This is a genomic window from Microvirga sp. M2, from assembly GCF_047497095.1.
In the GTDB taxonomy this organism is placed as follows: domain Bacteria; phylum Pseudomonadota; class Alphaproteobacteria; order Rhizobiales; family Beijerinckiaceae; genus Microvirga.
Window position 1 is genome coordinate 3728402 of the sequence record NZ_CP134063.1, and the last position, 25814, is coordinate 3754215.

Annotated in this window: 24 protein-coding genes and 1 tRNA gene; 5 read left to right on the forward strand and 20 right to left on the reverse strand. The window is 64.2% G+C overall.

The window, feature by feature from the left end; translation table 11 throughout:
• Positions 1-116: 116 nt before the first annotated feature.
• From RE429_RS17730 to RE429_RS17790, 13 genes are all read right to left on the reverse strand, one after another.
• Positions 117-1880, reverse strand: coding sequence for an ABC transporter substrate-binding protein (locus tag RE429_RS17730; RefSeq protein ID WP_414472008.1), 1764 nt, complete (start codon positions 1878-1880; stop codon positions 117-119).
• 91 nt (positions 1881-1971) lie between these two features.
• Positions 1972-2253, reverse strand: a complete 282-nt coding sequence (locus RE429_RS17735; RefSeq protein WP_414472009.1) for a DUF2160 domain-containing protein — start codon at positions 2251-2253, stop codon at positions 1972-1974.
• Positions 2254-2264: 11 nt separating this feature from the next.
• Positions 2265-3041, reverse strand: a complete 777-nt coding sequence (locus RE429_RS17740; RefSeq protein ID WP_370439378.1) for a carbohydrate ABC transporter permease — start codon at positions 3039-3041, stop codon at positions 2265-2267.
• Positions 3042-3145: 104 nt separating this feature from the next.
• Positions 3146-4042, reverse strand: coding sequence for a carbohydrate ABC transporter permease (locus RE429_RS17745; RefSeq protein ID WP_370438690.1), 897 nt, complete (start codon positions 4040-4042; stop codon positions 3146-3148).
• A complete protein-coding gene (locus RE429_RS17750; RefSeq protein ID WP_414472010.1) occupies positions 4039-5139 on the reverse strand; it encodes an ABC transporter ATP-binding protein in 1101 nt (366 codons plus the stop codon). The genes RE429_RS17745 and RE429_RS17750 overlap by 4 nt, the downstream gene beginning before the upstream one ends.
• A gap of 10 nt (positions 5140-5149) precedes the next feature.
• Positions 5150-6238 (reverse strand): ABC transporter ATP-binding protein, encoded by a 1089-nt coding sequence (locus tag RE429_RS17755; protein ID WP_414472011.1) that lies wholly within the window; start codon positions 6236-6238, stop codon positions 5150-5152.
• An 11-nt stretch (positions 6239-6249) separates the two neighbouring features.
• Positions 6250-7776, reverse strand: coding sequence for a glycerol-3-phosphate dehydrogenase (gene glpD, locus RE429_RS17760; RefSeq protein WP_414472012.1), 1527 nt, complete (start codon positions 7774-7776; stop codon positions 6250-6252).
• A gap of 151 nt (positions 7777-7927) precedes the next feature.
• Positions 7928-8707, reverse strand: coding sequence for a DeoR/GlpR family DNA-binding transcription regulator (locus tag RE429_RS17765; RefSeq protein ID WP_414472013.1), 780 nt, complete (start codon positions 8705-8707; stop codon positions 7928-7930).
• 210 nt (positions 8708-8917) lie between these two features.
• Complete coding sequence (locus tag RE429_RS17770; protein WP_414472014.1) at positions 8918-11686, reverse strand: EAL domain-containing protein; 2769 nt, start codon at positions 11684-11686, stop codon at positions 8918-8920.
• A 300-nt stretch (positions 11687-11986) separates the two neighbouring features.
• Positions 11987-13660: a diguanylate cyclase gene (locus tag RE429_RS17775; RefSeq protein ID WP_414472015.1), complete on the reverse strand. Its 1674-nt coding sequence runs from the start codon at positions 13658-13660 to the stop codon at positions 11987-11989.
• 281 nt (positions 13661-13941) lie between these two features.
• On the reverse strand, positions 13942-14199 hold the full coding sequence (locus tag RE429_RS17780) for a DUF2312 domain-containing protein (RefSeq protein WP_036361868.1): 258 nt from the start codon (positions 14197-14199) through the stop codon (positions 13942-13944).
• A gap of 62 nt (positions 14200-14261) precedes the next feature.
• Positions 14262-14567 (reverse strand): DUF1244 domain-containing protein, encoded by a 306-nt coding sequence (locus tag RE429_RS17785; RefSeq protein WP_414472016.1) that lies wholly within the window; start codon positions 14565-14567, stop codon positions 14262-14264.
• Positions 14568-14582: 15 nt separating this feature from the next.
• Positions 14583-15416 carry an N-formylglutamate amidohydrolase gene (locus RE429_RS17790; RefSeq protein WP_414472017.1) on the reverse strand — a complete coding sequence of 278 codons (834 nt, stop codon included), beginning with the start codon at positions 15414-15416 and terminating at the stop codon, positions 14583-14585.
• Positions 15417-15521: 105 nt separating this feature from the next.
• On the opposite strand from RE429_RS17790, the gene RE429_RS17795 reads away from it, so the two are divergent.
• The 3 genes from RE429_RS17795 (at position 15522) to pyk (ending at position 18569) form a co-directional block, all read left to right on the forward strand.
• The gene (locus RE429_RS17795; protein WP_414472018.1) at positions 15522-16454 is read left to right on the forward strand and encodes a DMT family transporter; all 933 of its coding nucleotides are present in this window, start codon (positions 15522-15524) and stop codon (positions 16452-16454) included.
• Between the two features lie 214 nt (positions 16455-16668).
• A complete protein-coding gene (locus RE429_RS17800; RefSeq protein WP_414472019.1) occupies positions 16669-17136 on the forward strand; it encodes a DUF1036 domain-containing protein in 468 nt (155 codons plus the stop codon).
• Positions 17133-18569: a pyruvate kinase gene (gene pyk, locus RE429_RS17805; protein WP_414472020.1), complete on the forward strand. Its 1437-nt coding sequence runs from the start codon at positions 17133-17135 to the stop codon at positions 18567-18569. The genes RE429_RS17800 and pyk overlap by 4 nt, the downstream gene beginning before the upstream one ends.
• A 156-nt stretch (positions 18570-18725) precedes the next feature.
• Here pyk and RE429_RS17810 read toward each other — a convergent pair whose 3' ends face one another.
• The 5 genes from RE429_RS17810 to cpdR form a co-directional block, all read right to left on the reverse strand.
• Complete coding sequence (locus RE429_RS17810) at positions 18726-19745, reverse strand: alpha/beta fold hydrolase (protein WP_414472021.1); 1020 nt, start codon at positions 19743-19745, stop codon at positions 18726-18728.
• 135 nt (positions 19746-19880) lie between these two features.
• A complete protein-coding gene (locus RE429_RS17815) occupies positions 19881-20480 on the reverse strand; it encodes a tetratricopeptide repeat protein (protein ID WP_414472022.1) in 600 nt (199 codons plus the stop codon).
• Positions 20481-20549: 69 nt separating this feature from the next.
• Positions 20550-20675, reverse strand: a complete 126-nt coding sequence (ykgO, locus tag RE429_RS17820) for a type B 50S ribosomal protein L36 (RefSeq protein ID WP_009763379.1) — start codon at positions 20673-20675, stop codon at positions 20550-20552.
• 42 nt (positions 20676-20717) lie between these two features.
• Positions 20718-20792 (reverse strand) — tRNA-Val (locus tag RE429_RS17825).
• A gap of 92 nt (positions 20793-20884) precedes the next feature.
• Positions 20885-21241 (reverse strand): cell cycle two-component system response regulator CpdR, encoded by a 357-nt coding sequence (gene cpdR, locus RE429_RS17830; RefSeq protein ID WP_047191407.1) that lies wholly within the window; start codon positions 21239-21241, stop codon positions 20885-20887.
• A gap of 174 nt (positions 21242-21415) precedes the next feature.
• Between cpdR and RE429_RS17835 the strand changes: the two genes are divergently transcribed.
• Positions 21416-22306: an N-formylglutamate amidohydrolase gene (locus RE429_RS17835; RefSeq protein ID WP_414472023.1), complete on the forward strand. Its 891-nt coding sequence runs from the start codon at positions 21416-21418 to the stop codon at positions 22304-22306.
• Between the two features lie 239 nt (positions 22307-22545).
• Here RE429_RS17835 and RE429_RS17840 read toward each other — a convergent pair whose 3' ends face one another.
• Positions 22546-23805, reverse strand: coding sequence for an MFS transporter (locus tag RE429_RS17840; RefSeq protein ID WP_414472024.1), 1260 nt, complete (start codon positions 23803-23805; stop codon positions 22546-22548).
• A gap of 114 nt (positions 23806-23919) precedes the next feature.
• On the opposite strand from RE429_RS17840, the gene hisN reads away from it, so the two are divergent.
• Positions 23920-24702: a histidinol-phosphatase gene (hisN, locus tag RE429_RS17845; protein ID WP_414472025.1), complete on the forward strand. Its 783-nt coding sequence runs from the start codon at positions 23920-23922 to the stop codon at positions 24700-24702.
• Here the strand turns inward: hisN and RE429_RS17850 are convergent.
• Positions 24622-25695: an alpha/beta fold hydrolase gene (locus RE429_RS17850; RefSeq protein WP_414472026.1), complete on the reverse strand. Its 1074-nt coding sequence runs from the start codon at positions 25693-25695 to the stop codon at positions 24622-24624. The genes hisN and RE429_RS17850 overlap by 81 nt on opposite strands.
• Between the last annotated feature and the right edge of the window lie 119 nt (positions 25696-25814).

The following is a 25814-nucleotide window of genomic DNA, read 5'->3' on the forward strand; positions in this document are numbered from 1 at the left end:
ACTGACAGCATCGGATGGGGGTCCGGTTTCACGTCCGATGCTGTAGGCCCGAACGGGCGGTCGGCCACTGCCGCCGCGGGCAAGCCCCGCCCCGTGCCGGGGCGGGGCCGGATCGGTCAGCTGCGCTTCGGCGGAGACGCGGGCCAGCTCTTGATGAGCGTGTCGTAATCCACCGTCTCGCCCTTCGGCTTCTCGTCCGCGAGCTTGCGCTGGGGCGCGAAGTTGCCGGCAGCCTCCGCCTTCTTGAACCACTCCTCGGCCGAGGTCTTCGGGTTCAGCTTCGGGCCGCACTCGCCCTGCACGTTGGCGCGCTCGAGACGGCCGAGCACTTCGTCCTGCGCGGCGGCGAGCGAGTTCATCGCCTCCTGCGGGGTCTTGGCTCCGGAGGCCGCATCGCCGATGTTCTGCCACCAGAGCTGCGCGAGCTTGGGATAATCCGGCACGTTGTTGCCGGTGGGCGTCCACTGCACGCGAGCGGGCGAACGGTAGAATTCGATGAGGCCGCCGAGCTTCGGGGCGCGCTCGGTGAAGCTCTTGTCCCAGATATCGCTTTCGCGGATGAAGGTGAGGCCCACATGGCTCTTCTTCAGCGAAACCGCCTTCGACGTCACGAACTGGGCGTAGAGCCAGGCCGCCTTGCGGCGCTCGACGGGAGTGGACTTCAGAAGCGTCCAGGAGCCCGCGTCCTGATAGCCGAGCTTCATGCCGTCCTTCCAATAGGAGCCATGCGGCGAGGGAGCCATGCGCCATTTGGGCGTGCCGTCCTCGTTCATCACCGGCAATCCCGGCTTCACCATGTCGGCCGTGAAGGCGGTATACCAGAAGATCTGCTGCGCGATGTTGCCCTGCGCCGGAACCGGACCCGACTCCGAGAAATTCATGCCGTTCGCCTGGGGCGGAGCATATTTCTTCAGCCAGTCGATGTACTTGGCGATGGAGTAGACGGCCGCAGGACCGTTGGTGTCGCCGCCGCGTTCGATGGAAGAGCCGACCGGCCGGCAGCCTTCCATGCGAATGCCCCACTCGTCCACCGGCAGCCCGTTGGGAATCCCCTTGTCCCCGTTGCCGGCCATGGAGAGCCAGGCATCGGTGAAGCGCCAGCCGAGCGACGGATCCTTCTTGCCGTAATCCATATGGCCGTAGACCTTGACGCCATCGATCTCCTTCACGTCGTTGGTGAAGAATTCGGCGATGTCCTCATAGGCCGACCAGTTCACGGGCACGCCGAGATCGTAGCCGTACTTGGCCTTGAACTTCTCCTTCAGGTCCGGGCGCTGGAACCAGTCGTAGCGGAACCAGTACACGTTCGCGAACTGCTGGTCCGGCAGCTGGTACATCTTGCCGTCGGGCGCGGTCGTGAAGGACCTGCCGATGAAGTCCTTGACGTCGAGCGTCGGCAAGGTGACGTCCTTGCCGTCTCCCGCCATCCAATCGTCGAGCGGAATCGCCTGCTTGTAGCGGAAATGCGTGCCGATGAGATCCGAGTCGTTGACCCAGGCATCGTAGATGTTGCGGCCGGATTGCATCTGGGTCTGTATCTTCTCGACCACGTCGCCTTCCTGGATGAGGTCGTGGTTGAGCTTGATGCCGGTGATCTCCGTGAAGGCCTTGGCGAGCACCTTCGACTCGTATTCGTGGGTCGTGATCGTTTCGGAGACCACGTTGATCTCCATGCCGGCGAAAGGCTTCGCCGCGTTCACGAACCATTCCATCTCCTTCAGCTGCTCGTCCTTGGACAAGGTTGAAGGTTGGAATTCCGTCTCGATCCAGCGTCGGGCCTCGTCCATGCCCGCATACGCTGCGCTCGAGCCGAGCGCCATGGCGATGACGCTCGTCGAGACGAAGAGCTTCAGGCGTCGGTGAGATTGAGTTCGATTCATGCGTTCCTCCCAAATGGTGCCCTGACCGGCCTTTTCGCCGTTGTCTCCTTCGGCCCGGGCTACCCGAAGGAATTGTTGGAACCTGCCGCTTTCACACCATGCGAAACACCAGGGCCGCGTAAAGGAGCGACAGGCCCGAAGCCCACCACAGATCGGGCCCGACCAGCCCAAGCCATGCGAGATGGATGAAGGCGGCGCCCAGGAGAGAGATGAAAAGACGATCGCCGCGCGTGGTGGGAATGCGTAAGGCTCCCACACGCGCCGTCTCGGGACGGTAGATCGCGAGGATCGTCATGGCGGCGAGCAGGAATCCGATGCCGGCGAAGAAGAGGCCGGTCTGCCACGTCCATGCCATCCAGCTCAAATCGGGCATGCGAGCCTCCCTCAGACCCGCCCCAGGGCAAAGCCCTTGGCGATGTAGTTGCGCACGAACCAGATCACGAGCGCGCCCGGAATGATGGTGAGCACGCCCGCCGCGGCCAGGAGTCCCCAGTCCATGCCGGCGGCGGACACGGTCCGCGTCATGGTGGCCGCGATGGGTTTGGCGTTCACCGAGGTGAGCGTGCGCGCCAGCAACAGCTCGACCCAGGAGAACATGAAGCAGAAGAAGGCGGCCACCCCGATGCCCGAAGCGATCAGCGGCATGAAGATCTTCACGAAGAAGCGCGGGAAGGAATAGCCGTCGATGGCGGCCGTCTCGTCGATCTCGCGCGGCACGCCCGACATGAAGCCTTCGAGAATCCAGACCGCGAGAGGCACGTTGAACAGGCAATGCGCCAGGGCCACGGCCCACGGCGTGTCGAAGAGGCCGATGGCCGAGTACAGATTGAAGAAGGGCAGCGCGAAGACCGCAGGCGGCGCCATGCGGTTGGTGAGGAGCCAGAAGAACAGGTGCTTGTCGCCCAGGAAGCGGTAGCGCGAGAACGCATAGGCCGCCGGCAGCGCGAAGGAGATCGACAGGATCGTGTTGATCAGCACGTAGGTGAGCGAGTTGATGTAGCCCGAATACCAGCTCCTGTCCGTGAAGATCGTGACGTAGTTCTCGAAGGTGAGATTCTGCGGCCAGAGCGTGAGGCCCGACGTGATCTCCATGTTGGTCTTCAGGCTCATGTTCACGAGCCAGTAGATCGGCATCAGGAGGAACAGGATATAGAGCGTCATCACGGCCGCGCGTCCGCTCACGCGCGGGCCGGCGAGGGCCTTGTTCGCCGCGACGGGCGTTGCTTGGGCCTTGATGTCCGACGTCCCGATGATGACGGAATCTGTCATGCCTCAGCTCTTTCGTTCCGTGCATCGACATTGGTCATGATGGTGTAGAACACCCAGCAGATGGCGAGGATGATCAGGTTGTAGACGAGCGACATGGCAGCCGCCTTGCCGAGATCGAACTGCCCGAGGGCGAGTTTCACCAGATCGATGGACAGGAAGGTCGTGGCGTTGCCGGGGCCGCCGCCCGTGAGGACGAAGGGCTCCGTGTAGATCATGAACGAATCCATGAAGCGCAGCAGCACCGCGATCAGCAGAACGCGCCGCATCTTCGGAAGCTGGATCGTGCGGAAAACCGCCCAGCGGGAGGCCCCGTCGATGCGCGCGGCCTGATAATAGGCATCGGGGATCGATTTCAGTCCCGCGTAGCACAGGAGCGCGACCAGGCTCGTCCAGTGCCACACGTCCATGACGACGATGGTGATCCATGCATCGAGCGGATCGCCCGTATAGTTGTAGTCGATCCCGAGATGGTTCACGAGCCAGCCGAGCAGGCCGATATCGCCACGGGCGAAGACCTGCCAGATCGTCCCGACCACGTTCCACGGGATCAGGAGCGGCAGCGCCATGAGGACGAGGCAGAGCGCGACGGTCCAACCCTCCCGCGGCATGGACAGAGCCACCAGGATTCCGAGCGGCACCTCGATCAGGAGGATGATCGCGGAGAACAGGAGCGTGCGCCAGAGCGCATCGAAGAAGCGGCCGCCGAGATCCGTCGAGGGATCGAGCAGCTCCTGAAACCAGCCGACGCCGTTCCAGAAGAACTGATTGTTCCCGAACGTATCCTGCATCGAATAGTTCACGACGGTCATCAGAGGGAGAACTGCCGAGAAGGCCACGATGAGAAAGACCGGCAGGACCAGCAGCCAGGCCTTGTTGTTGACGGTCTTCGTCATGGGGCCTGCCTTTCCAGCGGTTCGCCGGCGACCAGGCGCCCGTCGGCGTAGATGTGGATATGGCGCGGATCGAGTCGAAGCGCAGCCTCCTCGTCACCGATGACGAAGCTGTCCGGGACGCTCGCCGCGAGTGCGCGCCCGTCGAGCTCCACCCGCGCGATGCGCGCACGCCCGATATCGTCAATGCGACGGATCCGGACCGGAAGCCCTCTCCCCTTCGGCTGGAGCTCAGCAAATTCGGGCCGGATGCCGAGTTCGATGCGCTCGTGCTGAGTCAGGCCTGCATATCCCCAATGAAGCGCAACGGGTGCGCTGCCGAGATAGGCGGTCGCGCCCTCCACGCGGCAGGGCAGGACGTTCATGCCCGGCGAGCCGATGAAATGGCCGACGAACGTGTGGGCCGGCCGCGCGAACAGCTCGTCCGGCGTTCCGGTCTGCACCACCGCGCCGTCGTGCATGACCACGACCTTGTCGGCGAATGTCAGGGCCTCCGTCTGGTCGTGGGTGACATAGATCATGGTAATGTCCAACGCCCGATGGATCTCCTTGAGCGTGGAGCGCAATTGCCATTTCAAATGCGGGTCGATCACCGTGAGCGGCTCGTCGAACAGGATCGCCGCCACATCGGAGCGCACGAGGCCGCGCCCGAGCGAGATCTTCTGCTTCATGTCGGCCGTGAGGTTGCTGGCCTTGCGATCGAGAACGGGGGCGAGGTCGAGCAGGTGCGCGATCTCCTCGACCCTCCTGGCCGTCCTGTCCCTGGGAACGCGACGGTTCTTCAGCGGGAATGCGAGGTTCTCGCGCACCGTCATCGTGTCGTACACCACGGGAAACTGGAATACCTGTGCAATGTTGCGGGCTTCCGTCGGCAAGTCGGTCACATCACGGTCGTCGAAGAGGATGCGGCCCCGGGTCGGCCGCACGAGCCCCGAGATGATGTTGAGAAGAGTGGTCTTGCCGCAGCCCGAGGGGCCCAGCAGCGCATAGGCGCCGCCCTGGCTCCAGACGTGGTTGATTTCCTTCAGGGCGTAGTCGTGCGGCGTCCGCGGATCGGCCTTATAGGAATGGGCGAGATGGTCGAGGGTGATGCGGGCCATCGCGCTCTCCTCACGCGGCCTTCTGCGTCGCACCGGCCGCGGCGAGACGGCCTGTCCGGTCGAACAGAAAGAGATGGCGCGGATTCAGATGGGCCGTGACCGGGGTCCCTGGCTCCGAGCGCCGGACGCCCGGCATCAGCGACACGAACCGGTGCTCGCCGGCATCGAGATGCACATAGCTCTCGGAGCCTGTGATCTCGACCACCGAGACGACGGCAGGAATGGCGATCTCCTCCGTTCCCGACGGATCCAGGCTGAGGTGATGAGCGCGGAAGCCTGCGGTGTACTCTCCGTCGGGCGCGTCCGCGAGCGCCTCCGTCGCGCGAATTCGCCCGCCCGTGCTCAGCACGGCGCTGTCGCCCGCCTTGTGGATCGTCAGCGTGTTGAGCGGCGGGTCGGAGAACACGCGCGCCGTGACGAGGTTCTGAGGCTTACGGTAGACCTGCGGCGTAGGGCCGAACTGCGTCACACGCCCCTGGAACAGGGTCGCCGTGCTGCCGCCGAGCAGAAGGGCCTCGGACGGCTCCGTCGTCGCATAGACGAAGATGGCGCCGGACGCCGCGAATACGCGCGGCAGCTCTTCCCGCAGTTCTTCGCGCAGCTTGTAATCGAGATTGGCCAGCGGTTCGTCGAGCAGAACCAGATCCGCGCGCTTCACCAGGGCCCGCGCGATGGCGGTGCGCTGCTGCTGGCCGCCGGACAGGTTCAACGGCTTTCGGTCGAGATACGGTTCGAGCTTGAGAAGCCTTGCCGCATCACGGACGCGGCTGTCGATCTCGGCACGGGGCAGGCCCGCGACGCGCAGCGGCGAGGCGATGTTCTCGTAAACGCTGAGCGAGGGATAATTGATGAACTGCTGGTACACCATGGCGACGCTGCGACGTTGCACGGGCCAGCCGGTCACGTCCGTTCCATCCACGAGCACGCGGCCGCTGGTCGGCGCATCGAGCCCGGCCATGAGCCTCATGAGCGAAGTCTTTCCGGCAAGCGTCGCGCCCAGGAGAACGTTGAGCGAGCCCCGCGCCAGGGTCAGGGAGATATCGTCGATATGAACCGACGCCCCGGCCTTCTTCGACACTGTTTCGAGGACAAGCGTCATCTGCACTCCCTTCAGGCCGCGCTCGACGTGGCGGCGTCGCGCATGAATCCGTCGAGCGCTTCCGCCTGTCCGCCGGAGAGTCTCAAGCCCAGTTTGCTGCGCCGCCAGAGCACATCCTCGGCCGTGAACGCCCATTCCCGTTCGATCAGATACTCGACCTCGCGCTGCGTGAGGCCGGCCCCGAAGGTCCGGCCCATGTCGTGCATCGATCGTGCATTCCCCACCACGTCGCGGATCCGCGTGCCGTAGGCGCGCACGAGCCGCGCCACCACGGTCCGCTCCAGGAACGGATACTCGGCGCAGGCCTCGCCCACCAACGCCGCATAGCCGTTCCGGGGAAAATCGCCGCCCGGCAGCGCGGACGCTCCCGTCCAGGCGGGCTTCCTCAGGGTCGGCAGATGATCCTTGAGTCTGTCGAGGGCCGCTTCGGCAAGACGCCGATAGGTCGTGATCTTTCCGCCGAAGACGGACAGCATCGGCGGCTGCCCCTCCGGGGCCTCGAGCACGAGAACATAATCGCGTGTGGCTTCCTGCGCCCTCGATGCGCCGTCGTCGTAGAGCGGACGCACGCCCGAATAGGTCCAGACCACATCCTCCCGGCGAATGGGATCCCTGAAGTACTCGCTCGCCGCGTCACAGAGATAGAGGATCTCCTCCTCGGTCGCCCTCACGAGGGCGGGATCGCCGTCATAATCCCGGTCGGTCGTCCCGATCAGCGTGAAGTCGTTTTCGTAGGGGATCGCAAAAATGATGCGATTGTCCTTGTTCTGGAAGATATAGGCCCGCCCGTGCCGGAAGATCTTCTTCACGACCATGTGGCTGCCCTGCACCAGGCGCACCGAGGCGGGGCTGTCGGACCGGACGACGCCTTTGAGAACCTTCTCCACCCATGGGCCGGCGGCGTTGACCAGCGCCTTGGCCCGGACCCGCTCCTGACGGCCCGTCCGCATGTCTTCGCAAGTGACGACCCAGGAGGAGCCCGAGCGCTCGGCGCGTGCGACGCGGGTCCGGGTCCGGATCCGCGCACCGCGCTCCGCCGCGTCCCGCGCATTCAGCACCACGAGGCGGGAATCCTCGACCCAGCAATCCGAGTATTCGAAGCCTTTCATCAGGTCGCGCTTGAGAGGAACGCCCGCCGGATCGGACCTCAGATCGAGCGTGCGGGTCGGCGGCAACAGCTTTCGGCCGCCGATATGGTCGTAGAGCGCCAGCCCCAACCGCAGCAGCCATTGCGGCCGCAATCCCCGATGGTGCGGCAGAACGAAACGGAGCGGCCAGACAATATGGGGAGCGATTTTCCAGAGCACCTCGCGCTCCATGAGAGCTTCGCGGACGAGGCGGAATTCATAATGCTCCAGGTAGCGCAAGCCGCCATGGATGAGCTTCGTCGAGGCGGAGGAAGTACCGCCGGCAAGGTCGCTCTGCTCGAAGACGATCACGGAAGCGCCACGGCCGGCCGCATCCCGTGCGATCCCGCACCCATTCACGCCACCACCGACGATCGCGACGTCGAACGTCGCTCCCTCGAGCGAGTCCACAGGCGTCTCCCGGTTCAGCCCCCCGGCCGTATTTTCGTTTTATGTTCGTTTGAGGCTACGCGCCCCACAAAGTGAAAGCAAGTACCACTAAGTAACCGTGCCTTCCGCAAGGGAAGAGCAACAGCTTTCCGCAAGACCCTGCATCGGGGATCTATTCGCCGAAGCGTCCGACTTCCACCACCTGGACCTGAGCCTCATGGCACAGCTCCCGCAGATGGGGCGAGACGAGCGCGTCGGTCACGAAGATGTCGACCTCCCGAAGGTGACCGATCCGAACCGGAGCGGATCGCTCCGCCTTGAGATGATCGGCGACGAGAACGACCTTTCGGGCATTGTCGATGATCGCGCGGGACACGCGCACCTCGCGGACGTCGAAATCCAGGAGCGAACCGTCCTCGTCGATGGCCGATGTGCCGATCACCGCGTAGTCGACCTTGAACTGGCGCACGATATCGACGGCGGCCGCTCCGATGACGGCGCCGTCCGAGCGCCGCACGGGCCCGCCCGTCACGATGACGTCGATCTTGGAATGACGATAGAGGAGATTGGCGACATTGAGGTTGTTGGTGATGACGAGCAGCCCCTCATGGTCCAGGAGCGCCCGGGCTACCTCTTCCGTGGTCGTCCCGATATTGATGAAAAGAGAGCTGTTGTTGGGAATGAGGCGCGCGGTGGCGGCGCCGATCGCCTGCTTCTCCGCCTGGGCGATGAGGCGGCGCGCCTCGTAGGCCACGTTCTCGACGCCCGACGCGATGATGGCGCCGCCATGGACCCGGGTCATGAGCCGCAGCTCGCAGAGTTCGTTCAGATCCTTGCGGATCGTCTGCTGCGTCACGTCGAGGCGAGCGGCCAGATCATCCACATTGACGCGTCCCTGCAGACGGGCGAGGTCGACGATTTCCTGCTGCCGGGGCGTGAGCATCTGATGCATGACTCGAGATTTCGTTTCCGTACCGCTTCGAGCATGAAGCGAATGCGAAACGAAGCACGTGCGGCGCGGAACCGTCAAGACGATGGCGAGGGCGGCACGACCAAATAGACATGGGTTAGCTCGGCCTGCCGGGTCCGCACGATGCGCATGCCCTACGGCTGCAACCCGATATCCTCGTGAGCGGAACGAGGATGAAGCGCGGGCCTTCTCTCAGATGCGGGAGAGCGCGGCCCTGCAACCGACCGGCCACCCATCGAGCAGCTCGGTTATCTGCGCAGCGGACATCGGCCTTGCGTAAAAATAGCCTTGAGCGCTGTGGCACCCCATCCTCCGAAGCCGCTCGACCTGTCCTTCGGTCTCGACTCCCTCGGCCGTGACATGAAGGCCCAAGCTCCTGCCGAGGCCGATCACGGCCTCCACGATGGCGGCATCGTCCTCGTCCTCTTCAAGGTCGGCGACGAAGCTGTGATCGATCTTGATGTGGCCGACGGGAAATCGCTTGAGATGCGTCAGCGACGCATACCCGGTTCCGAAGTCGTCGAGCGCGATCTGGACACCATGCTCGTGGAACCGCTCCAGAATTTGCAGCACCAGATCGAACTGCCCGTCGAGCAGAACCCGCTCCGTCACCTCGATCTCGAAGCATCGCGCCGGAACCTTCACCAGGTTGAGTATGCGAATGACTTCATCCGCCATGCTCGGCTGGTTGAACTCCACGGAGGACAGATTGAAGGCCACGCGGCCGAACTGGCAACCTCCGTCCAGCCATCGGCGCATATCGGATGCGACCTTCCCGATCAGCCTCTTGCCGATCACGGGCGCAAGTTCAGGATCCTCGAACACGGCGCCGAACACGCCCGGTTCGAGAATGCCCTTGTCCGGATGCTGCCAGCGGGCAAGCGCCTCGAGGCCGACGATCCTTCCACTCGAAAGACAAACCTTGGGCTGGTAGAAAGGCACGAACTGATCCTGGGAGATCGCCTCTCGCACGTCCCGCCCCAGAGCCAGCCGCTGCTCCGTGACGAGCCGCATCTCGGGATCGTAGGTCACGACGCGGCCGCGCCCTTCCGCCTTCGCACGATAAAGGGCGATATCCGCATCCTTCATGAGTTCGACCGGCTCGGAATCGTGATCCGGATAAGCCGCGACACCGATGCTCGCCCGGTTCATGAGCGCTCTTCCCGCATACATGAACGGAAGGCGCAGCCTTTTCAGGATGATCTCGCCCAGGTTGGCGGCATGACTCAACCGCAACGGCTCGACGACCAGAACGGCGAACTCGTCTCCGCCGATGCGGGCGACGGTGTCCTGGTCCCGCATCATCACCGACAGGCGGTCCGCCGTTTCCTTCAACAGCATATCGCCCGCGTCATGGCCGAGCGTATCGTTGACGTCCTTGAAATCGTCGAGGTCGATCATCAGCAGGCTGACGCAGGTGCCGTTCCGCGTGGCCTCCTTGAGGGCGGAATCGAGACGGCGCTGGAACAGGACGCGATTGGGCAGTCCGGTGAGCCCATCATGATTTGCGGAGCGCCAGACCTCCTCCTCCGCAGCCTTGCGCTCCGTGATGTCGAACGTGACGCCTACCACGCGATTGGGGCCCGCCCACTCTCCACGCGAGGCCAGCCACAGCGTCTTTCCGGCCGGCAACCGGTACCGGAATTCCATGGTATCCCAGCCCGTCGTGCCGATCCTCTCGATGAACCGCTCCCGTGCGAGCCGGTCCTCATGGGGAACGTTCTCGATGAACTGCGACAGGGGCCCGGATCCGATGCCCAGCAGCTCGATCGCGTTGGCCGAGCGGGTGATATGGTCGGTTTCGAGGTCATGCTCCCAGGCGATCATCCGTCCCGCCTGCATGGCCAGTCTCAGTCGCTCGTCCGCCGCGAAGAGCGCATCCTCGGACAGCTTGCGCTGTGTCACGTCCTGTATCATTCCGACCTTGCGGATGGCCCGTCCGCTCGCATCGAGCACCGTTCGGGCGCTCGATGAGATCCATCGCACCTGCCCGGTATCCGCCCGGATGATGCGGAAGACGCCGCTGTAACGCGGCCCCTTGCCCGGCACATCGACGAAGATCTTGGCTTCGACGCTGGCAAGGTCGTCGGGATGGATCCGCTCGACGAAGCGTTCGGCGGAGGCCGGGACGTCCGGCGCAATCCCCAGGATCTCTCTCGTCTCGGCGGTCCATTCGACGCAGCCGGTGACGAGATCCATGTCCCAGATGCCCGCGGAGGTCGTCTCGGCGGCAAGACGCAGCCTTTCCTCGCTCCTCCTCAACGTGTCCTGGGCCCGTCTTCGGTCATGAATGTCCGTAACGGTCCCGACCCATTCCCGAACCGAACCGTCGGGATGCTTCAACGGAGTGGCGCGCGACACGACCCAGCGAAACTCGCCGCTCCTGTGCCTGACCCGAAATTCCGTCTCCAGCGTTTCGGCGGATGCCAGGGCATCGAGCCAGACTTGCATCAGAGTTTCGGAATCCTCCGGATGCACGGCGTCGAGCCAGCCATCGCCTGCATAGGCCTCCGGCCGCTGGCCGCAGAACTCCTCCCAGCCCCATCCGGACAGGATCGAGCCGTCTGGCGACGCACGCCAGACGATCGCCGCCGTGGCCTCGACGAGGGCACGGTACCTCTCCTCGCTCTCGGCCAAGGCTTGCTCGGCCTCTTTCCAGCCCTGGATATCCGTGTAGGTGCCGACCCACCGCTCGACCTGGCCCTGCGGGCCGCGAACCGGACCGCCCCGGCACAGAACCCACCGGTATTCGCCCGAGTGATGAAGGAGCCGATGCTCGTTCTCGTAATCCGATGCCGTCGCGAGCGCATTCCTCCAGGTCGCAAGGACGCCCTCGCGATCATCCGGATGGACGAGGTCGAGCCAGGCTTCTCCGACGACCGGATGAAAGATGCCGGTGAATTCATGCCAGCGCTTGTTGTAGGAGTTCCTGCGGCCATCGGCGGTGACGAGCCAGACCATGTGCGGCACCGCATCGATAACGATCCGAGACGTCTCCCCGCTTAGGAGAGCGTGCGGATCCGATGTCTTTTCCTTCCCCATGATAATAAAATTTCTGTCAACCGTCGTTTTCATCAGAACAATGCGGGGAGGCTCAAAATGCCGGAAGCAACGATAATTTTCCGCACTTAAAGAAAGGCTTAAACGCAACCGTCATCCTTACGCGGCATGGTCACGCCGCCCTGCCGGAGAATCGACGAAAGGATGCCGCCATGCGTAGTGGCGCAGCTCGACTCCCGGCCGCGGGCGTGGCCGAGACATTCAGGCGACGACAGCCAGATTCCTGCCGGCCCGCTTGGCTCTGTAGCAGGCCTCGTCGGCACGCCTTAGAAGCCTGTCGATGGAAAGATCCTGGTTGGTGACTTCCGTGACCCCGACGCTCAAGCCAAGGACGAAGCTCCTGTCGCTCCAGACGAAGTTCGTTGTCGAGATGGCCTTGATGAGAGTGGAGACGCATGCAATTCCACTATCGAGATCGGCGTCGTAAAGGATCAGGCCGAACTCGTCGCCACCGAGCCGCGCCAGAAAATCCATCGGACGGATGTGCTGCTTCAGGGTCGCCGCAACCATGCGAAGCACCTGATCGCCGGCGACGTGCCCGGCCGCATCGTTGACGCCCTTGAAGCCGTCGAGATCGATAAAGCACAACGCGTGCGGACGATTGCCGGCCTGTGCAGCCTTCATGGCGGAACTCAGCGCGTCTTCGAACGCGGTTCTGTTGGGCAGTCCCGTGAGGCCGTCATGGGCGGCCCGATAGGCGAGATCGGACAGGAGCGCATCGCGCTCGCTCTCCGCGTGCTTGCGCGCCGTCAGATCCTGAAGCTGGCTGATCATCTCGCCATCGGATCCGCCATTGCTGAAATGCACCGCCGATTGCAGGGCCCACCTGAGGGACCCATCCCGATGGATGAACCGGGTTTCCCGCTCAAGGGACAGGCTTTTTCCCGTGACGAGTTCGGCCATGACGGCGCGGGCGGAGCGCGCTTCCTCCGGCTCCATGAAATCCCAGAGCTTCTTCCCGATCAGCTCTCCCGGGGCATATCCGAGAAACCGCCCGTAGGCTTCATTGGCTTCAAGGATCGTCCCGTCATCCGACGCGATGCTCATGCCCACCGGCGAACGCTCGATCACGGCCCGGAAGCGCGCCTCCTGCGCCCGCGCCTGGCTCTCGGCCAGTTCGAGAGCCTGTCTCTCCCGGTTGTAGCGGGTGATGTCGAAATGCACGCAGGTTCTCAGTCCCTCGCGGCTGCGCTGTTCGACGATGCGAACCCATCGGTTTTTCGGAAGCGGAACTTCATAAGCGACGCCGGCAAAGCGCTTGTCGTCCTGCAGGATGGGCCGTACGGCTTTCTCGTAGTGCTCGCCGCCGCCCTCCTCCGGGTGCCGCTGCCATAGGGATTGAATGAGCTTTTCGAGAGCCTGACCCGCAAGATCCTGCTCCGGCGGCACCTCGTAGAGAGAGCGGAACAGATCGTTGCAGGAGACGATGATGTTGTTGCGATCGAGCACGACGATCGGATCCGGCATGTTCTCCATGGATGTCAGATGCGCAAGTTCCGGAGGCGCATTGGCAGGAAGGAAGAATCCGCGGCTTCGGCGCTGCGGCATCGGCACTTCGGTCCAGGCTCTCATCTTTCCCACGCCGTCGAGAGGGTGAACCGCGACGCGAACCCAGCGCTCACGGTGCCTGAAGACGTAGGGGGGATGATCGGAACGGTGTCGCGTGATGCTGCGTTCGATATACTCGTCGATGAACTGGACTTCGTCTTCGTCCAGCCGAAGTGCGTAAAATCGTCGCAGGTTCTCGCTGTAGTGCTCTCCGATCGCGACATGCCCGGCATGCTCCGGGAAGAAGTGCAGGAACGTGTCGTTCCAGAGCACGGCCCGATCGTCCGTATCGAGGATGTAGACGGCGACACCGAGGGAATCGAGCAATGTCGCGATCGGAGCATAAAGCGCTCTGATACGGTCGGCAGAGGCACCTGCCGACAATGATACCGGAATCACGAAAGAGCCCCCCGCGGCGGGGGCGCCATCCGGCCTGGGGTTTCCACACGCGCGTGATCCCGGCCGGTTCTCGACGCTCCCAGGAAGGATTTGAAGCTCCCTTACGTCAGAAGGTCAACTCCCATCTGGGTAGAGGATCTGCGGGTCCTTAGGCTTCGCCCGAGAGCATCGGACCCAAAAGTGCAAATCCACTTCCCGCGTCCGAGGCTTTAGACCATCCCGAGCGCCTGCATATAGAGTTCGAGAATGGCCTCTTCCTCCTGGCGCTCGGCATAGTCGCGCTTGCGGAGGGAAATGATCTTGCGGAGCACCTTGGTGTCGAACCCGTTGCCCTTGGCCTCGGCATAGACGTCCTTGATGTCCCCGGCGATTCCGGCCTTCTCCTCCTCGAGACGCTCGATACGCTCGATGAAGGCCTTCAGCTGATCGGCTGCGACGGATTCGGTGTTGAAAGCTGCGTCATCCATGATGAAGCCCCTGAATTGATGGCGTTGGCGCCAGTGTTATCGTCGATTTGGTTGAAGTGGGTTTAATGCCCCGGCTTCGATTTCTCGAATTGGTCGAGCTGCGCGGGGGACGCGTCCTTCTGGTGGCGCGTTTTCCACTCTTCGTATGGCATGCCGTAAACATATGTCCGGCTCTCGTCCTTGGAGAGGGGCACCTGCCTGGCATCGGCGGCATCCTTGAGCCAGTTGGACAGGCAGTTCCGGCAAAAGCCAGCCAAGTTCATGAGGTCTATGTTCTGGACATCGGTGCGTTCCCGCAGGTGCTCCAACAGCCTGCGAAAGGCGGCGGCCTCCAGTTCGGTGCGGGTCGCATCGTCGAGGTCCTTCATGAGCCCTCCCCCTCTTCAGTGTTGGCGCAAGCGCTCGCGGGTCCGCGTTCCGAAGATCGCCGGCTTGCGCAGTTCCGACCGCGTCGCCAGGGGCTTGAGGAGCCGGGCGAAGCGCTCAGCCCATTCCTCCGCCCCTTCGTCCGAGGCGATCAGGTCCTGCCGGATCTCGATCAGCGCATTGGCCAGGCCGCGGATCGTGGCATGCCGGTCGACCGTATCGCCGGCGAGGGCCCCATCATAGGGCTCGTTGTCGCCGACGACGAGTCCTTTCTCGGCCGCGAGGCCCTCCAGGAGAGGCCGGGCATAGCGATCGTCCGCATCCCACAGGATGCCCACGTGCCAGGGGCGCGGCCAGCCGCGCCAGACCGGGGTGAAGCTGTGCACCGTCACGATCGCCGGCGGATGGCCCGACGCCATGGCTTTGTGAACGGCGTCCGAGATGGCCGCATCGTAAGGATCGTAGAAGCGTTCGATGCGTCTTTGAATCTCCGCCTCGTCCACCTTGGCGTTCCCCGGCACGACCGCTCCGTCGGACAGGCGCATGACCAGGGTCGGGTCGTCCCGCCCCCGGTTGGGGTCGATGACGAGGCGTGAGAACCGGGTGAGGATCGCCGGAGCGTCGAGGCGGCGAGCCAGCGAGCGGGTGACGGCGGCCGCCCCGATGTCGTAGGCGATATGCCTCTCGAACTCGCCGGCCGGCAGGCCGAGGTCGCCGAGATCGGGCGGCACGGCATTGGATGCATGGTCGCAGAGGAGAAGAATGCCGGATTCGAGAGTTCCCTCGAGGATCTCGACAGGATGGGGCTCAAGGGCGGGGTCGGCGCTCTTGAGCGCGGCAGAAGCGGACATGGCTTAAAGTGTGAAACAAGACGTTGATTGGCAGAGGAAAACCCTTACCCTGCGCGCCGCCCCCTGACAACGCGACCATCCGCGCAACGACCTGGCGATCAAAAGATGTCCTCTATCTCCACTCCGGCACGGTCCGAGTCCGGCTTCGTCACCGCTTTCGCGGCCCTTTGCCTGGGCGCGGTCGCCATGGGCATTTCCCCCATTTTCGTGCGTTTCGCCTCTGCCGGCGTGAGCGGGGCTCCGGCCGATGTGGGTCCCTTCACCAGCGCCTTCTGGCGCGTTTCCCTCTGTCTGCCCCTGCTCTATGCCTGGATGCGGCTGGAAGAGCGAAAGGCGCCCGCCGATGCGCCGCGGGTCCCCTTCTCCCGGGCCGCGATCCTGGGAGGCCTCGTCTTCACGGGCGACCTTCTGGTCTGGCACCTCGCCATCCTCAAGACCACGGTCGCCAATGCGACCTTCTTCGCCACCATGGCGCCCCTCGTGGTGGTGCTGGTGGTGTGGCTGGTGCTGCGGCAGAAGGTTTCGCGCGGCACCTTCGTGGGCCTGGGACTGTGCCTTCTGGGCGGCGCCGCTCTCATCGGCCAGAGCATGCATGCCGATCCGGCCCGTCTCACGGGCGATCTTCTCGGCCTCGCCACGGCTTTCTTCTTCGGCCTCTACTTCATCGTCGCGAGCAAAGCGCGCAAGACGGCGGGAGCCGCGCGGGTCACCTTCGAGACCAGTCTCATCACGGCGGCCCTTCTTCTCGTGGTCGCGCTCGTCTTCGAAAACCGCATCATGCCGCAGACCTGGCAGGGAGCGGCGGCGCTGTTCGCCATGTCCTATGTCAGCCATGCGGGCGGCCAGGGCCTGCTCTCCATCGCTCTCGGGATCCTGCCCCCGGTCTTCTCGTCCCTCGTCATCTTCCTTGAATCGATTGCGGCGGCGGTATTCGGCTGGGTGATTCTCGGCGAGCCGCTCACTCTGATCCAGAGCCTGGGAGGCGCCTTGATCCTCCTGGGAATTTGGGTCGCCCGCCCGGAAAACGAGGCCGCATGAGCGCCCCCCAGCCCTCTCCAGTCCTCTTCGAACAAGGGGGAAATGCCTCGCAGGGAGATCCCAAGACGGCGCCCGCGATTTTTTAGCGGGCTAAATGTCTCGAAGGGCGCCTTTTGGGTCTTGATGCAATGCGTCTTCTGGCCGACAAGGATTCGACATAGTTCTCGAAGCATTGTGCGATTTCATTCCTGACCCGTTGACCGAATCGACGTCCATGAAGGTTTTGACACTTCCCTCGGCTTCCCGGCGGCTGCGAAGCCTTGCACTGATGGCGGCCGCGCTGGGCGGCCTCGTCCTCGCGGCCTCTCCGGCACGCGCGGATCTGCGTCTGTGCAACATGACGTCGAGCCGCGTCGGCGTCGCCCTCGGTTACCGGGATCCGCAGGGATGGGTGACGGAGGGCTGGTGGAACCTGAACGCCCGTGGATGCGAAACCCTGCTCAAAGGGCAGCTCGGCGGCCGCTTCTATTATATCTACGCCATCGATTACGACCGGGGCGGGGAATGGAGCGGACGCTCCTTCATGTGCACCCGCGAGCGGGAATTCACGATCCGCGGCACGGAAGATTGCCTTGCACGAGGCTTTGATCGCAGCGGCTTCTTCGAAGTCGATACCGGTGAACAGAAGAGCTGGACCATCCAGCTGACAGAGACGAATCGCCCAGGGGGGGCACAGCCATGAGACGCTCAAGGCGCACGAAAATTCTCGCAACTCTCGGACCGGCCTCCGAGTCTCAGGAAATGATCGAGAAGTTGTTCCAGGCGGGCGCCGACGTGTTCCGCCTGAACATGAGCCATCTGCCGCGCGAAAAACTGAAAGAGCGTGTGGCGATGATCCGGGCGGTGGAGGCGAAGTTCAAGCGCCCCATCGCGATCCTGGCCGACCTGCAGGGTCCGAAGCTGCGCGTGGGCGCATTCGAGGGCGACAGCGTCATGCTGAAGCCGGGACAGACCTTCACGCTCGACGCCGACCCGGCGCTGGGTGGGACGGAGCGTGTCCATCTGCCTCACCCCGAGATCCTCTCCTCCCTGGAGCCCGGCCATACGGTGCTTATCGACGACGGCAAGCTGCGTCTTCGCGTCAAGAGCGTGAAACAGGGCTCTGCCACGACGATCGTGGAGGTGGCCGGCAAGATCTCGAACCGCAAAGGCGTGAGCCTGCCGGACACGACGATCCCCGTCGCCGCCATGACCGAGAAGGATCGCTCGGATCTCGAAGCGGCCCTCGATGCGGGCGTCGACTGGATCGCGCTGTCCTTCGTGCAACGTCCCGAGGATGTGGCCGAGGTGAAGAAGGTTGCGCGCGGACGCGCGCTCGTCATGTCCAAGCTCGAAAAGCCTCAGGCGATCACGCGTCTCGACGAGATCATGGAGATTTCGGACGCCGTCATGGTCGCCCGCGGCGACCTCGGCGTGGAGATGCCGCTCGAAAAGGTGCCCGGCATCCAGAAGCGCATCGTCCGCGCGGCGCGGCGCCTCGGCAAGCCCGTGGTGGTGGCGACGCAGATGCTGGAATCCATGATCACCTCGCCGGTTCCGACCCGCGCGGAGGTCTCCGACGTGGCGACCGCCGTCTATGACGGCGCCGACGCCGTGATGCTCTCGGCCGAAAGCGCCTCGGGTCAGTATCCCGTCGATGCGGTCGCCACCATGAGCCGGATCGCGGAGGAGGTGGAGCAGGATCAGAACTACTGGTCCATCATGCGCACCCTCAACACCGAGCCGGAAGCGACCGGCTCGGACGCGATCGCGGCCGGTGCGCATCAGATCGCGCATACGCTCAACCTCAAGACGATCGCCGCCTGGACCTCGTCCGGTTCCACGGCCTTCCGCATCGCACGCGAACGGCCGAACTCGACGGTGATCGCGCTCACGCCGAGCCAGGACACGGCCCGCCGTCTCGCACTCGTTTGGGGTGTACACTCGATCCGCACCAAGGACGCGAGCGACATCGACGACATGGCCTTCCGCGCCTGCAAGTTCGCCGTGCGCGAGGGCCATTCGGACGTGGGCGACCGCATCATCATCGTGGCAGGCGTTCCCTTCGGGACGCCGGGCGCCACCAACATGGTGCGCATCGCCTTCATCAACCAGGAGCATGCCGCCCAGGCCTGATACGCTCCTCCGAGAAGGAGCATCGGACCCGAAAGTGGAATCCACTTTTCGCGTCCGATGCTGGAGCTGACAGCTTTTCCCAAGAACAGCTTTTCGCAAGACATGGATGCCCGGCTCAAGGCCGGGCGCGACGAGGAAGCAGGCCGGCTTCATCACTCATCCGGTTTCACCGCCTCTGCCCTCCCCCGCCCTGCCCTTTCCCGCGAGGACGACGGACGAATCCGAGATCCGCTCGGCCAGGGCCTCGATGGCCGCGAGAACCCGCTGTCCATCGGCATATTGCGGCATGTGCCCGATGCCCGGCAGCAGGATGAGCTCGGCGCCGGGAACCGCATTCGCGAAGGAGCGGCTGTGCAGATCGGTCCAGACGATCTCGTCGCATTCTCCGGCGATGACGAGGACCGGCATGCGGATGTCGGCATAGCGGGGGCTTTGGCGAACGACGGCATCGTACATGACGGCGAAGTCCTGCATGTTCGCCTCGTAGGCGCGTGGCCGGAAGGCGAGCGGAATGAAGCCGTTCTGAACGATGCCCGGGGTCGGCATCTGCGGAGCGTAGGTTTTCCTCTTCAACCACGGCCGCAACGCGAGCGTGACAGGCACCGCGAACGTGCGCATGGCGAGCCATCCCGCCCAGGATGCGATCAGCCGCCGATACCAGCCGGTATAGCCGCCCGGCCAGGGCGTGGTGATTCCCGCCAGGATGACGATGGCCCCCGTCACATCACGATGATCGAGGGCGAAATGCGGCACGAGGGTGCCAGACCAGGAATGCCCGACGATGACCGCGTTACGCACATGGAGCCGACGCAAGGCCTCGGCGATCAGGGCCGCCTGGCGCGCGGGCTCGGCTTCGCTCAAGCCCCCCTTCCGCTCGCTCCAGCCATGACCGGGCCGGTCGAAGGCCAGGACCCGGTAGCGCCGTGCAAGGTGTGAGCCGAGGCCGAACATCGATTCGGCGAGGTTGGACGACGCGCCATGGAGGAGGACGATGGTGCCGCGCGGCGGGCCCTCGGGTCCGACGTCCCGGTAATGCAGCTTCGAACCCGCGACCTCGATGAACCGGCCCGTCGGTGGATAGCGGCGCCCGATGATCCAGGTGTGGATGCCGGTAAACGCCGCCCCGGCCACGGCAAGAAGAAAAAATGCAGCCAGGAGGCCGAGAACGTGGCTCATCGTGAAACGCGGGCTAGGGCATCGGATTCGATCTCAAAAGTGGAATCCACTTTTGAGATCGAATCCGATGCTCCCGTCTTGGAGGGAGCGCATCGTTCGGAGCGAAAAACCGGGGCCACTTTTTCGCACGATGCGTTAGAGATCCTGCCCGTCCACGTCGGGGCTGAGGCGGTCCACGATCGTCTTCACGCTCGATTGTTGCGGATTGATCGTCAGCACGTGCCGATAGGCCTCGAGCGCCCGCGCCTTGTCGTCGGAAGCCATCAGGATGTGGCCGAGTCCGGTCCAGGCGTTGAAATGGCGCGGCTCGATCGTGAGCGCCCGGCTGAGATCCGCCATGGCCCCGACCGGATCGTCGAGCTGATAGAACACCGTCGCCCGGCGATACCAGGCCTCCGCCCAGTTCGGCTGAAGGGCCAGCACCCGGTCGAGCAGCTCGATGGCGAGGGGGAACTCCTTTTTCTCGAAGGCCTCGGTGGCCCGGCCGAGGAGCAGGTCCGCCGTATCGGAGCCGGAACGGGCGAATCGCCGCTCGATCAGGTTCGAGATGCCCTCCGCCTCGCGCTCCGAACCGGCCTTGGAGAGGCGGTCGAACAGGTCGTCGAGCGTGACGGGCTTGGGCTTTGGCGGCTGCTCCTTCGCCGGAGGCGAATGGGGTCGAGCGGCCTCCTGCGCATCCGAGGGATACGCGGCCAGGCTCAGCGATGCGGTCAGCAGGAACGCAAAAAAACGCATGCCGGGATTTTAGGATCCCGGCATGCGCGGTCAATTCATAAAAGCGTGCGCGGGATCGCCGCGCCCGACTTAGCCCTGACGGGCCTTGTAGCGCTTCTGGGTCTTGTTGATGATGTAGACCCGGCCCTTGCGACGCACCAGCTGGTTGTCGCGGTGACGGCCGCGGATCGACTTCAACGAGTTACGGATCTTCATATCCGGTCTCCTGCGGCCCTTCGGGAAGGCCGGAAAAAGAAATGGTGGGCGCGGCTGGGATCGAACCAGCGACCCCTACGATGTCAACGTAGTGCTCTCCCGCTGAGCTACGCGCCCGGGAAACGGTGATGTTTGACGTCCCGTCTCGGCTGTGGGGGGCGATATACCCAGAACTGGGCATATGCGCAAGTCATGATGAGCAACCTTTTTCAGGCTGCCATCATTTTGTCGACTTCGCTGACGAGGTCGCGCAGGTGGAAGGGCTTGGAAAGCACCTTCGCATCCTTCGGAGCCTGAGAATCCGGATTCAGGGCCACGGCGGCAAAACCGGTGATGAACATGACCTTGATGTCCGGGTCGAGCTCGGTGGCCCGGCGGGCCAGCTCGATTCCGTCCATCTCGGGCATGACGATATCCGTCAGGAGAAGCTCGAAAGGCTCCTCGCGCAGGCGGTTATAGGCGGAAAGCCCATTGTCGAACGGGGCCACCTCGTAGCCTGCGTTCTCCAGCGCCTTCACAAGAAAGCGCCGCATATCGTTGTCGTCTTCGGCAAGAAGAATCTTCATCGGCTGCCAAGCCCCGAATCGTGGCGAATGATCTCAGGAGCCTTTCATGCTCCCGCCGGGTAAATAACCCGTGAAAGAACGACGCAGCGCCCCCACCATATTGTCGTGGACAGGCGGCGCCGCTGCCGTACACTACCGAAAAAGCCGATCTTCATTTCAGAATAGCCAGTTTTCATGCGGCCAGCCATCGTCGACGAGTTCGATCCCCCTTTTGTCCTGAATGAGCCTGCGGCACAGACGATTCCGTTCGTCTTCAATGCCCCCCATGCGGGCGCCGTCTACCCGGCCTCCTTCCTGGCGGCGTCCCGCCTGGACGCCGTGGCCTTGCGCCGGTCGGAGGACGCCTATGTCGACGAGCTCTTTGCCTCGGTCACGGAGCTGGGCGCTCCCCTGATGGCGGCGCGCTTCCCGCGAGCCTATCTGGATCTCAACCGGGAGCCCTACGAACTCGATTCCCGGATGTTCGACGGCCGCCTGCCGCCCTTCGCCAATACCCGCTCCATGCGGGTGGCGGGAGGCCTCGGAACCATCCCCCGCATCGTCGCCGACGGGCAGGAGATCTATCACGCACGCCTCCCGGTCGATGAAGCGCTTCACCGGATCGAATGGCTCTACAAGCCCTATCACCGGACCTTGCGCCAGGTCGTGCGCCGCACCGCGGATCACTTCGGCCATGCGGTTCTCATCGATTGCCACTCCATGCCCTCTTCGAGCGTAAGCCGGGATGACGGCACGAGGGCCGATATCGTCCTCGGCGACCGATACGGCACCTCCTGCGCGGGCCTGCTCATCGACATCGTCGAGGCGGCCCTGAGGGAGCGCGGCTATGCAGTGGTGCGCAACAAGCCTTACGCGGGCGGCTTCATCACCGAGCATTACGGGGAGCCGGCCCTCGGACGGCACGCTCTGCAGGTGGAGATCAACCGGGCGCTCTACATGGAGGAGCGCAGCATGGCGAAAAGGGCGGGCTTCGCGATTCTGGCGGAGGATCTGTTCCAGGCCTTCCATCAGGTCATCGGCGACATTGAAGGGGAGCTGACGACCCGGCGCATCGCGGCGGAGTGATGCTGTAAGCCTCTGTTTTCGAGCATCTTTTCACGCAGAACCGGTTCCCACTTCCCGCGTTCGATGCTCTCGCCCGCCCGAAGCGCGGCCCGAAAAAGAAAAAAGGCCGCCGTCGCCGGCAGCCCGAAGTTTAGGGAGGAAACGCCCAAGAAGGGCTACGACAAGGCGACGCCATCGCCATATCGCACTGCAATATTGCCTTCGCGCCGCACAAAAATCAACAAAAAAATCGCGCCTCGTTATGCTTTAGGCGCATATCTGTTGGGATGAGGGTCAATAGCCCTGCCATAAATGAACAGGCTCAGGAGCAGCCAGCCGCCCAGGGCTGCGAAGACGAGCCGATATCCCTCCGCCGCATAGCCCCCGCTTCCCGAGCGTCCCATGGCGTCGATCAGGATGCCCGTGACGCTTTGAGACAGGAACGCGCCGCCCATGGTGCCGATATTCATGAGCGTGATGCCCCGGCCCGTCAGATGGGGCGGAAACAGGGATTTCCCGTGCGAGGTCAGAATGGGCGTGAACGACACGCTCAAGCCGAACAGGATGAACCAGACCGGAATCAGGCTCAGATCGAGGGGCGCGAAAACCAGGACCGCGATCATCGCGACCACCGCAAGGCCGCCGATGAGAACCGGCTTCTTGTAGCTGCCCCGGAACCGGTCGGTCGCTCCCCAAAGGAGCATCCCGCAGATCTGGGCTCCGGCCCCGAGCAGGAGGATCCGCCCCTTCGTGGCGAGGTCGGCCCCGTGCACGTCCGCCAGCCAGGGCCCGCCCCAGAGACCGATGATGGAAACGAAGCACGAATAAGTGGTCAGGTGCATGAAGAACACGCGCCAGAAGGACGGCACCTGCGCGGCCGAGGCCACGCCCTTCAAAGCCTCGCCCCAGCTTTCCCGCTTCCCGGCGCTGCCGGCATCCTTCGGCACCGCGACCATGATCACCAGCATCGCGGCGACCGTGAGCGCCGCGACGATCACAAACGAGCTGCGCCAGCCGATGGCCGCCGCCGATGCCGCCAGGGGCGCCGTGGCCGCGAGCGTGCCGAGATTGGCGCCACCCATCTGAATGCTCGTCAGACCGGCAAATCGCTGCGGCGGGAAGCGCCGCGCATAGATGACGAGGGGCGCCATGAAGAAGGTGGAGCAGCCGAGCCCCATCAGGGCCCGGGCGGCGATCAGCAGGGAGGCCGAGGGCGCCATGGCGAACATCGCCGTGGCGGCCACCGCGATCACGGCCGTTGCGAGCATGATGCGTTTGGGGCCGAAGCGGTCGATGAGGATCCCGATCGGGACCTGAACCGTCGCGAAGGTGAGGAAGAAAGCGCTCGACAGAAGACCGGTCTGCGTGGCGGAGAGGGACAATTCCCTCGCCAGATCGCTGGCGATAACCCCAATGGAATTGCGCAGGAACTGACTGACGGCGTACATTGCCACCAGCGCCGCAACGAGGAAAACAGTGGCCTCCGAGCGGGTTGCAGACACCTTGGTTGCCGAATCCATGTCTATCCCACCCCTTCCCACGCCGCTGCTCACTTGCCGTACGCCAGACGCTTGATAAAAGCGGAGCGACAACAGGCCAAGGCCGGCCTGGACGATTCACGAGGACATCCCAGCATGGGGCTCATCGACTTCACGCATTTCGTCAACGAGCTCGCCACCTCGTCCGGTCAGGCGATCATGCCGTTCTTCCGCACGGCCATTGCGTCCGAGGACAAATCCCGCGGCGGAGCGTTCGACCCGGTCACGGAAGCCGACCGGGCGAGCGAAGCCACCATGCGCCACCTCATCAAGCGCAGCTTCCCCACCCACGGCATCATCGGCGAGGAGTTCGGAGCGGAGAACGCGGATGCGGATTACGTGTGGGTGCTCGACCCCATCGACGGCACCCGCGCCTTCATCGCGGGCCTTCCCACCTGGGGCACGCTGATTGGCCTCACCTACAAGGTCCGTCCGGTCTTCGGCATGATGCACCAGCCGTTTACCGGCGAGCGCTTCTTCGGCGACGGCGGCTCGAGCACCTACCGGGGCCCCGGCGGCGAGCGCAAGCTCATGACGCGCCGCTGCGCCTCGCTGAAGGACGCGGTGATCTCCACCACGAGCCCGCGCCTCTTTGCGGGCGAGGATCTGCGCGCCTATGACCGCGTGGAAAGCGTGGCACGCCTCGCCCGCTACGGCTGCGACTGCTATGCCTATTGCATGCTCGCGGCGGGCCATATCGACCTTGTCGTGGAATCCGGCCTCAAGTCCTACGACATCGCGGCTCTGGTGCCGATCATCGAAGGCGCGGGCGGCATCGTCACCACTTGGGACGGAGGGTCAGCGGCCGGCGGCGGGCGCATCGTCGCGGCTGGCGACCGCAGGGTCCACGCCGCCGCCGTCGAGCTGCTCAGCCGATAAGCCCAAGGCGTCGAGATGGGCGTCGAGATCCGGCGCCGGCTTGGTCCGGTCATCGGGCGTTCCGGGGATGAAGGCATCGAACGCGGCCCAGAACTGCTCGCGGATCTCGTCGCGCTCCATGAGAATCTCATGCCGCGCGCCGGGAATGACAATGGCGTGTCCCGCCTTCAGCCGCGCGGCGAAGCGCTCCGTCGCGGGCGTCGCGCAGACCGGATCCCCTCCCGCGGCGACGATCAGCGTGGGCAGGCGGATCTTCAGCGCATAGTTCGGCGCCGTGAAGCACCTCATGAAGCGGAAGGCGGAATCCATCCACGCCACCGTCGGCGCACCGATGGCGCCCGGCCCGATGGCGGTCGCCGCATCCGCGTTGCGGGAGTAGCGCACCGGGTCGCTCGTGAGGCGGTTTCCCTTGAACGGCAGCGTGGAGATCGACGTCTCGCCGCCACCGGGAACGAACGTCCTGCCCATGCCGGAAAGCCTCAGGAGACGTGCGAGAAAGGCCGCCCCGCGGGTCCGCCTGACGATGGAAAGCGCGATCATCGGCGTGGTGGTGACGAGCCGGCGGAAGGGCAGCCAGCTCTCGTGGGCCGCGTTGAGCGCGATCGCCCCACCCATGGAATGGGCGAGCGCGAAGTGAGGCTCGGGCATGTGCGGCACCAGGATCTGGTCGCGCACGGCTTCCAGATCGAGCCGGTAATCGGCAAACCGCCTCACATGTCCCTTGCGAGGGTTCTTCACCTGCCGTCCCGAAAGCCCCTGCCCGCGCCAGTCGAAGGTCGCCACCGCAAAGCCGCGCGCGAGAAGATCTCCGACCGTCTCGAAATACTTCTCGATGAACTCGGCCCTGCCGTGCAGGATGCAGACGGTTCCCTTGGGCCGGTCGGTTTCGGCCTTCCAGTACGCGACCCGCAGAGCGATACCGTCGGCTGTGGTGATGCCGGTGAGCACCGGCTCGCCGGGCACGGGATTGTTGGGGGTCGGGAAGAATTCCACGGCTGGCCTCACGAAACGATGTGACCCCTTTATAGGGCGGTATGGGCCCGAGGGGCGAGCCTCTTGAACGGGAATGGATCTATTCCCACATGCTTGATGTGCCGGCCGATGGCGGCACG